7 protein-coding genes and 1 other RNA gene are annotated in these 7118 nt (G+C 40.4%); 2 read left to right on the forward strand and 6 right to left on the reverse strand.

All coding sequences use genetic code 11. The features are described from left to right. The first annotated feature begins 153 nt into the window (after nt 1-153). Nucleotides 154-1764, forward strand: a complete 1611-nt coding sequence (gene rtcR / locus BLQ60_RS12515) for an RNA repair transcriptional activator RtcR (protein ID WP_092621110.1) — start codon at nt 154-156, stop codon at nt 1762-1764. An 89-nt stretch (nt 1765-1853) separates the two neighbouring features. On the opposite strand, the gene BLQ60_RS12520 is transcribed toward rtcR, so the two are convergent. Further along, nucleotides 1854-2672 carry a YbgF trimerization domain-containing protein gene (locus BLQ60_RS12520; protein ID WP_092621113.1) on the reverse strand — a complete coding sequence of 273 codons (819 nt, stop codon included), beginning with the start codon at nt 2670-2672 and terminating at the stop codon, nt 1854-1856. A gap of 211 nt (nt 2673-2883) precedes the next feature. On the opposite strand from BLQ60_RS12520, the gene ffs reads away from it, so the two are divergent. Further along, an RNA gene (gene ffs / locus BLQ60_RS12525) (signal recognition particle sRNA small type) lies at nt 2884-2980 on the forward strand. A 78-nt stretch (nt 2981-3058) separates the two neighbouring features. Here the strand turns inward: ffs and BLQ60_RS12530 are convergent. The 5 genes from BLQ60_RS12530 to BLQ60_RS12550 all read right to left on the reverse strand — a co-directional run bounded on the left by BLQ60_RS12530 (nt 3059) and on the right by BLQ60_RS12550 (nt 6972). Beyond that, on the reverse strand, nt 3059-3526 hold the full coding sequence (locus tag BLQ60_RS12530; RefSeq protein ID WP_092621116.1) for a GIY-YIG nuclease family protein: 468 nt from the start codon (nt 3524-3526) through the stop codon (nt 3059-3061). 147 nt (nt 3527-3673) lie between these two features. Next, complete coding sequence (locus BLQ60_RS12535; RefSeq protein ID WP_092621119.1) at nt 3674-4132, reverse strand: hypothetical protein; 459 nt, start codon at nt 4130-4132, stop codon at nt 3674-3676. A gap of 70 nt (nt 4133-4202) precedes the next feature. Beyond that, nucleotides 4203-5054: a hypothetical protein gene (locus BLQ60_RS12540; protein ID WP_092621122.1), complete on the reverse strand. Its 852-nt coding sequence runs from the start codon at nt 5052-5054 to the stop codon at nt 4203-4205. A gap of 107 nt (nt 5055-5161) precedes the next feature. Continuing rightward, nucleotides 5162-5965: a hypothetical protein gene (locus tag BLQ60_RS12545; RefSeq protein WP_244516045.1), complete on the reverse strand. Its 804-nt coding sequence runs from the start codon at nt 5963-5965 to the stop codon at nt 5162-5164. 758 nt (nt 5966-6723) lie between these two features. Continuing rightward, a complete protein-coding gene (locus tag BLQ60_RS12550) occupies nt 6724-6972 on the reverse strand; it encodes a hypothetical protein (protein ID WP_143005222.1) in 249 nt (82 codons plus the stop codon). Between the last annotated feature and the right edge of the window lie 146 nt (nt 6973-7118).

The following is a 7118-nucleotide window of genomic DNA, read 5'->3' on the forward strand; positions in this document are numbered from 1 at the left end:
GAAATAAAAGGAAAATAAAATATTAATATGAAACTTTATAGATCGATCTTTTAAAATTTTTCATAAAATAAATATCTATAAAAATAGAAAAATATCCAAATTTATAGTAAAAATAACAATCAATACTTGTGTAATCTCATTGAAAGTGAAGCAATGAACAAAAAAACCATCGTCATCGGCTTCGTCGGTTCAACTCTCGATCAAGGCAAACGTCCTGAGCGCTGGCAACGCTGGCGTCCAAGCATGAGCTTGTTGATGCATGAGGATTTGATCGTGGATGAGTTGGTGCTGCTACATGACCGTCAGAGCAAAAATCTCGTTGATCATCTGCGTGAGGATGCAAGGCAGCTGTCCCCGCAAACCCAAGTCACAGGGCAGAAAATCGTGATTCGTGATGCGTGGGACTTTGCCGATGTGTATGGTGCGCTGTATGACTTTGTGAAAAGTTATCCCTTTGATATTGAAAAGAATGATTATTTTATCCATATCACTACGGGGACGCATGTAGCGCAGATTTGTTGGTATCTTTTGGTCGATGCCAATTATTTACCTGCACAATTGATTCAAAGCTCGCCTGCTGGCAAGCAACAGCCACAGGGGGATTATCGTATTATTGATTTGGACTTATCCAAATATGATGTGTTAAAACAACGCTTTGCCGATGAACAACAGCAAAACTGGCAACAGCTCAAAGCCAATATTGCTGCGCACAATCAGGCATTTAACCAATTGATTTCTGAAGTGGAAATGGTCGCTACTCGATCCACTGCGCCGATTTTGATTTTGGGTGCAACAGGTGTCGGGAAATCGCAATTGGCAAAACAAATTTATCAATTGAAAAAGCACAAGCAACAACTCAAAGGGCGTTTTGTCGATGTGAACTGTGCCACGTTGCGTGGTGATAGCGCCATGTCGAGTTTGTTTGGTCATGTCAAAGGGGCGTTTACAGGGGCGGCGAGCACACGACAAGGTTGGCTCAAAAGCGCCGATGGCGGGATTTTATTTTTGGATGAAATCGGTGAGCTGGGCTTGGATGAGCAGGCGATGTTGCTCAAGGCGCTAGAGGATAAAGCATTTTTTCCTGTAGGCAGTGATCAGGAAGTTTCTGCTGATTTTCAACTGATTGCAGGGACGAATAAGGATTTACGCCGAGAAGTACAGGCTGGGCGCTTTCGAGAGGATCTCTGGGCAAGGCTGAATACATGGACTTTCTTTTTGCCAAATTTACGTGATCGGATCGAGGATATTGCCCCGAATATTCAGTTTGAATTGCAACGCTTCGCCAATACCCAGCAACGCCAGTTAAGTTTTAATAAAGAAGCATTGACGCAATATCTGCATTTCGCCCAATCTGCTGAGGCAACGTGGCAAGGCAACTTTCGTGATTTGACAGCGAGCGTGACACGGATGGCGACTTTGGCGCAGGGCAATCGTATTAATGTCGATCAAGTCAGCCATGAAGTGGAAAAATTAAAACAGCTTTGGTGTGTTGGCACAATCGAACCACGCCAAACCGAGTTAAATGATGAGGCGTTTTTGGCGCAATATTTGAACCCAACCCAACGTGAGGCATTGGATGAATTTGATCGAATTCAATTGCTTGGTGTGCTCAAAGTCTGCGTAGATGCTAGGTCAATGGCGGATGCAGGTCGACAGCTCTTTGCCGTCTCTCGTCAGCAACGACGTTCAAATAACGACAGTGATCGGGTAAAGAAATATTTGGCAAAATTTGGACTGGCTTGGCAAGATTTACATGAATCTTAGTGTGAATGTTTTTAAAATTTTGTTGGAATAAGTATTTGATATTAAGTAAAAATAAGGCGATGCTTCCAAGGTCACAGCGCCTCATCATGTTATAGATTAATCGCTGTTTTGGCAGTTTCTGCTTCTTTACTGTTGGCGTAATTTTGGATTAATTTCAGATAATACTCACGCGCTCGAGGAATGTCTTGATCGACATTTTTGGCAATTTCGCTTAGGCGATATAGCGAAGCAGGGGCTTTATTGGACTGTGGATAGTTGCCTGCGACAATTTCAAAATTATCTTTGGCTTGATTGTAGTTTGGTGGGGTAAGTGACAGATTAAACTCACCGAGCCAATAGTAAGCATTGCTGACATAGGCGCTGGTCGGATGTTGTTGAATGAAGTTTTCCATCGGTTGGATGGCGCTGGCTGCACCACCTTGTTTGTAGGCATCATAGGCGAGGGCATAGGCATCTTTATCGCTTAATGGCGCTTGAGGTACTTGCGTCTGTTGATCTGCGGTGTTTGTCGGTGCTGGTGTGCTCTGTGGCTCAGATGGTTGATTGTTTGTAGGTGCTGTATCTTCATCAGGTTGCGCTTCAGCATCGGGCTCAGCTAAATCGCCACTTTCTGCATCGACTTTTTGATTGAGTAATTCTAAGCGTTGATCCAAATCGGTATAGCGATTTTTCAAATCATTTTGCATTTGTTCGATTTGATTATTCTGTTCTTCGATCTGCCCACGTAAATCACGAATCTGATTTTGTAGTTGGCTGATGGTTTGGCGCATATCCCATAACAATGAATTTTGCTGATTTGGCTCAACCACAGCAGTTTGTGCGTTGGATAAATTACGCTGTTCAATCGGGGCAGCGTGGACAAAGGTGCTCAGTGCTAGACTGCCGAGCAGGATTGATATTTTTTTCATAGTACAGACTCTTAAAACTGAAAATCATTCACATCTGCGCTGAGTATAGCGGGGTCTCTGCATTGACTCTATCTTAACGAGGAAAAAATGTTAGCAATTTTGTTTAAATCGACAGCGTATTGTGGGGAAAATGAGCACTAAATGCAGGTCTATGGTTTTTCAGCTTGCAAGCCGAATAAAAAACGATATACTTGTCGAGCAATGGTAGCCCTGCTGGTGGCTTCGCAATTGTACTCTACGAACCCCGCCAGGACCGGAAGGTAGCAACGGTAGTAGAAATATGATGTGCCGAGGTATTGCTAGTAGGGTTGCCACCCAATTTTTCAAAATAATTTCAATCTAAAAATAAAAATCTTTATTTGAAATTATTTCTGTTCTCTTAAATTCTATTTTATTGTTTTGGTCGAGTAGACCCAAATGTCTTCACTTACTAAATCGATTGTGTGACCTGTAGATACAATTTCATCAAAATGATCGTCCATTAATTTTTTATTAAGTAAAGGATGTTTGTTTTCTATGTAATGTTGAATAAATCCCTTTTCAGCCTGATTTAATGCACGTCCAATATCGGATCTAGTTTTGACTTCAGCAAAAATTAGTTTCTTTTTTCCTTGTTGAGACTCTTCTAATCCTTCGATTAAACTTAAACTATTGAAATGAGACTTTATTCTTGTGCGAATGTTTTCAGACTTTCCAACATATAGTGCTTTTTGTTGTTCACCATATTCACGATAAAAAATATAGATACCAGAAATTTCAGGGATATCTTTTAAATTAAAATTCTTGATTTTTTCTCGAAGGGTAGATGAGCTGCCTAATTCAATTGGCTCATGCCAGCTTAGTGTGATTTTCATATGATTGATTTCCTTTAATTACGTTACTTTAGTTTTGGCATTTAATCGGATACTAGTAGTATTGTGACTATACTTATGTTGGTTTAACTCCACTTTTTAATCTAGATATGCCTTAATCTATATTGCTTTTGATTATAAGTAAATAAATCAATCATCACATTTGATCGCTTTTGCAGGGCTGATATTCTTTGCAGAGAGTAGTTTTGCGTAGTCAGAACCTTCGGATTCGACAATAAAAATGTCGTAGTTTTTAATACGTACAGTGGCTCGTCCTTTATATTCGCAATAGCCTGATTTAATCTGATCGGGGATGTTAAAGGTGGCTTTTGCAATTTTGAAGTTGCTAAAGCAAAACCACACCGAGCGCATGTCATCCTTGTCTCGAGGAATCAACTTTGCTGATGTTGCGTCAGGATAGAAGCAGATATTGTCGCCCATATAATCCAGATATTCCTGTTCCAATACTCGAGAGTACTGTCCTGTGAGCGTCACTTCGCCCTGATATTTTTTATATTCATCGTCGGTGCTGTGATAGGTGAATCCTTGTGCGTGGGTGAGCATAGGCATGCATGTTAAGAGGCATAACATTGAAATGGATTTGTTCATGGGTTCTCGTTCCTTTATGGATGTGATTTTAGTGAATTGATCTTCTTGAATAGATTTTATTGAATTAACCTTATTCGTACTTATTCTTTGCGACATTAAAGTGCTTGGTGTCTACGACATTATAGGGCTTAACACGGTCGTGATCATTGGAATACTTTTTGCCAGTGTATTTGATTTTGATCGGGTAATAATCGCTTTTGTCCTTGATCACGGTCATTTTGCTCGAATAAGTATATGCTGAAGGGGATTTCTCATCATAGTTGCCTAAGTTGTCTCCACCCGCATCTGCAACATAATACAATTGAATGTAGTTGTTTTCGGGCAGATGCAGTGCTTCCCACCATTGTTCAGTTTCGCCAGTATTGGAGAAACCATTTTGAGTCATCATGCCCACTAAGTTTTGACCGAGGGCTTGTGCAGGTTTGGATAAGTCCACGTGCACTCGCCCAAAGCTCCCCGCAAATTCAGCATCTGGAGTGGAGCGACTGACCAATTCAAATTGTCCATTGCTGAGTTGTTTGAAGCTATAAAGATCTGCTGTACCGACGCAAGCATGACAGTTATCGAGCTGACCTTGTGCAGTCATATTGACCATTTCAATCATCACTAAAAAGCGCTGTTCTGCCGCTGCATTTTTGTAGGTGACGATGGGATGCATTAAGGCGACCAGTTGTTCGACCGATTTATCGCCTGATTTCAATCCGATATTGGGATAGCTACGAATGAGTTCATCTTCAATGCGCGGTTGAATCAATTTCCCTCGATAAAAAGTTTGCATAATCTGCTGAAATTCGAGGGTGGGTAGCTGGATGTGTTGCTGTTGTAATGTACTAAAGCCATTGTCCTTTGACCATGCGGATGTGGCGATACTTGAAATGAGTGCTGCGCTGAGCAAAAGTGGAATGAGTGGCGTTTTCATCATTGTAATTGTCCATTCTTATCAGAAATTTTTGCGGTGAATATCAGCAATCGTTTGGGTGAAATCTGATCTCGATCTCATATTTACTACCAGTGTACTTTAAATTTAAACTAACGTGTCGAGTGTTCGACATAGCCTTGTTTTTGTTGGTCATAAATAAATTGTGTACGCTGGAGGGGTGAGGATGTGGATTGGTCGCTGTGGTAGTAGATGACTTCAATCGGATAATACGTGCTTTGGTTGTCAATGAGTTTGAGTGTGGAGTAAATCGAGGTCGCCAATGCTGGGCGATCCGCATAGAAACTACTGGTATCACGACCTGCAGCACCAATTTCCACGGCTTGAACTTTACCTTCATCGGGAAGATGTACCGCAAACCAAATCGAGCTTTCATCTCCACCCGCACCGCTATAGCTGGATAGTACATAGCTTCCCATCATATTCTTACCGAAGGGTTGCAGATTTTTTTGTAGATCAGATGCATATTGATATTGTAAATGCCCGTTAGCACTTGGGACCTGTGTTTGATCTAAGGCGCTATTCACCAGTTGATATTGCCCAGCCTCGTGTTTATAAATCAAAAAGTCGGCTGTGTTTTGACAGGCACGACAACTTGAGATGTAGCCATTATTGATTTGCACTTTTTCCACAATAATTAGGTAGCGTAATTCGCCTTGAGGATTGTTATAAGTGATCGTGGGGTGTATAAAACCAAGTACATCAGGTGTTAACTGATGTGCGCTAAGTGTCTTAAAGTAAGGATCTAAATCATTCGGTTCGACATATGCTATTGCTTCTGTTTGGGTGCGTGGATAGGCAGTTTTTAAGATTGTCGTATGATCAAGTGTAGTGATTTCGGTTTGCTGAACATGATTCGCCTTCAGGTGCTCTCGGGATTCTGGCGAAACACTCATACATGCAGTCATCAGCACACTACTGAAGATAATGGTGCAGAGTTTGTTTATGCTCGTCTTGTTTATATGTTGCTGAGTTGTGCGCTGTTTATCCATCGTGCTGTCCTGTTCTGTTGTTTATTGGAATTGCTTGTTGCTTTCATTATTGCTGAGAATGATGCTGAGGGGAATGTCTTTGATGGATATTTTAGGGTGGGGCAGTTGAGTGAATGTAGAAATTAAATATAACAAAATCAAGCATTAGAATTTTGTGAGAAGCGCTAAAACTAGCGCTTTAGTGCAGAATCAAATGTAAATTAGTGCAGAATGTGCCGAAAACTTACGCCAGTATGTGTATTGATTGGGTCAAATTGTCCCAATTTTGACCCAGACTATGCAAAAAACAGGGTCAAACAACATAGGATGAGATCGGATAAACAGGCAAATAAAAAAGCCTTTAAATATTGTATTTAAAGGCTTTTTATACTTCAGTGAATTTCACTGGAGGAAAATGTGGTGGGGTGGCGACTACCATACTCACAACATAACTAATTGATTTGAATTAATTTAATTGTTTATAAAATTTTAGGGATACAAAATAGGATACAAAATAAGTCGTGCTAGGGCATTTTACGCACCCTAATCCGCTTTTTGAATTATCAACTTTCACAGCAAGATTGTAATAAGTGCAGGGTAGTTATTCAGTCCAGTAGTGTGCGCTCATTGATTTATTATTACGACTAAACTTTAGCTAATTATAGCTAGATTACAGCTAGTTTTTATTTCACCTCCATGTCTGTACCCAGCTCATTAAAAAAGTCTGTTAAATTTTCCAAGCGTCCTAAGTTAGATTTTTTCGGCTTGGTAGCTTCTTCCATCAGGTCATCAACAAATAATTTCTCGTTGGTCATTTTAGGGTCACGTTCAATGAGTGAATCAAGGTACTGGTAATTTTTCACATTTTGCTGAGCAATGTATTTTTCACAAAGTTTGACCTTGTGCATCATTTCCTTAATGACTGGATTCACTGCATTGTGATCTAAACAATGTTGAATCAGTTTTTTATTAAAGTCGATCAGTGAATAGCCACCAAAATTCTAGACACACATAACCATCTTTTGATGGGCCTTTTCATAATCTAATGGAGAACGCTGACCATTGGAACCATGTCTGC

The sequence above is a fragment of the Acinetobacter marinus genome (genome assembly GCF_900096915.1).
GTDB classification, from domain to species: domain Bacteria; phylum Pseudomonadota; class Gammaproteobacteria; order Pseudomonadales; family Moraxellaceae; genus Acinetobacter; species Acinetobacter marinus.

Coding starts and splice junctions, on each gene's coding strand:
- BLQ60_RS12540 (WP_092621122.1), bottom strand. CDS start 5,054: ATGATGAAAACGCCACTCATTCCACTTTTGCTCAGCGCAGCACTCATT.
- rtcR (WP_092621110.1), top strand. CDS start 154: ATGAACAAAAAAACCATCGTCATCGGCTTCGTCGGTTCAACTCTCGAT.
- BLQ60_RS12545 (WP_244516045.1), bottom strand. CDS start 5,965: ATGAGTGTTTCGCCAGAATCCCGAGAGCACCTGAAGGCGAATCATGTT.
- BLQ60_RS12530 (WP_092621116.1), bottom strand. CDS start 3,526: ATGAAAATCACACTAAGCTGGCATGAGCCAATTGAATTAGGCAGCTCA.
- BLQ60_RS12535 (WP_092621119.1), bottom strand. CDS start 4,132: ATGAACAAATCCATTTCAATGTTATGCCTCTTAACATGCATGCCTATG.
- BLQ60_RS12520 (WP_092621113.1), bottom strand. CDS start 2,672: ATGAAAAAAATATCAATCCTGCTCGGCAGTCTAGCACTGAGCACCTTT.